Origin of the sequence: Escherichia sp. XD33 (genome assembly GCF_019375075.1) — a bacterium.
Classification (GTDB): domain Bacteria; phylum Pseudomonadota; class Gammaproteobacteria; order Enterobacterales; family Enterobacteriaceae; genus Enterobacter; species Enterobacter flexneri_A.
On sequence record NZ_JAENDM010000167.1, the window covers coordinates 1 to 1,653 of the forward strand.

Annotated in this window: 2 protein-coding genes; both read right to left on the minus strand. The window is 47.4% G+C overall.

The window, feature by feature from the left end; translation table 11 throughout:
* Positions 1-148 precede the first annotated feature (148 nt).
* Entirely contained in the window at positions 149-1,009 is an 861-nt protein-coding gene (locus tag K0778_RS25890; RefSeq protein WP_000027057.1) for a broad-spectrum class A beta-lactamase TEM-1, read from the minus strand.
* Between the two features lie 182 nt (positions 1,010-1,191).
* The coding region (locus K0778_RS25895; RefSeq protein WP_023155264.1) for a recombinase family protein at positions 1,192-1,653 on the minus strand (462 nt) is incomplete at its 5' end.

Sequence of the window (1,653 nt, forward strand, 5' to 3'; positions counted from 1 at the left end):
CGGGGTCTGACGCTCAGTGGAACGAAAACTCACGTTAAGGGATTTTGGTCATGAGATTATCAAAAAGGATCTTCACCTAGATCCTTTTAAATTAAAAATGAAGTTTTAAATCAATCTAAAGTATATATGAGTAAACTTGGTCTGACAGTTACCAATGCTTAATCAGTGAGGCACCTATCTCAGCGATCTGTCTATTTCGTTCATCCATAGTTGCCTGACTCCCCGTCGTGTAGATAACTACGATACGGGAGGGCTTACCATCTGGCCCCAGTGCTGCAATGATACCGCGAGACCCACGCTCACCGGCTCCAGATTTATCAGCAATAAACCAGCCAGCCGGAAGGGCCGAGCGCAGAAGTGGTCCTGCAACTTTATCCGCCTCCATCCAGTCTATTAATTGTTGCCGGGAAGCTAGAGTAAGTAGTTCGCCAGTTAATAGTTTGCGCAACGTTGTTGCCATTGCTGCAGGCATCGTGGTGTCACGCTCGTCGTTTGGTATGGCTTCATTCAGCTCCGGTTCCCAACGATCAAGGCGAGTTACATGATCCCCCATGTTGTGCAAAAAAGCGGTTAGCTCCTTCGGTCCTCCGATCGTTGTCAGAAGTAAGTTGGCAGCAGTGTTATCACTCATGGTTATGGCAGCACTGCATAATTCTCTTACTGTCATGCCATCCGTAAGATGCTTTTCTGTGACTGGTGAGTACTCAACCAAGTCATTCTGAGAATAGTGTATGCGGCGACCGAGTTGCTCTTGCCCGGCGTCAACACGGGATAATACCGCACCACATAGCAGAACTTTAAAAGTGCTCATCATTGGAAAACGTTCTTCGGGGCGAAAACTCTCAAGGATCTTACCGCTGTTGAGATCCAGTTCGATGTAACCCACTCGTGCACCCAACTGATCTTCAGCATCTTTTACTTTCACCAGCGTTTCTGGGTGAGCAAAAACAGGAAGGCAAAATGCCGCAAAAAAGGGAATAAGGGCGACACGAAAATGTTGAATACTCATACTCTTCCTTTTTCAATATTATTGAAGCATTTACCAGGGTTATTGTCTCATGAGCGGATACATATTTGAATGTATTTAGAAAAATAAACAAATAGGGGTTCCGCGCACATTTCCCCGAAAAGTGCCACCTGACGTCTAAGAAACCATTATTATCATGACATTAACCTATAAAAATAGGCGTATCACGAGGCCCTTTCGTCTTCAAGAATTTTATAAACCGTGGAGCGGGCAATACTGAGCTGATGAGCAATTTCCGTTGCACCAGTGCCCTTCTGATGAAGCGTCAGCACGACGTTCCTGTCCACGGTACGCCTGCGGCCAAATTTGATTCCTTTCAGCTTTGCTTCCTGTCGGCCCTCATTCGTGCGTTCTAGGATCCTCCGGCGTTCAGCCTGTGCCACAGCCGACAGGATGGTGACCACCATTTGCCCCATATCACCGTCGGTACTGATCCCGTCATCAATGAACCGGACTGCCACGCCCTGAGCGTCAAATTCCTTTATCAGTTGGATCATATCGGCAGTGTCGCGGCCAAGACGGTCGAGCTTCTTAACCAGAATGACATCACCTTCCTCCACCTTCATCCTCAGCAAATCCAGCCCTTCCCGGTCTGTTGAACTGCCGGATGCCTTATCGGTAAATAT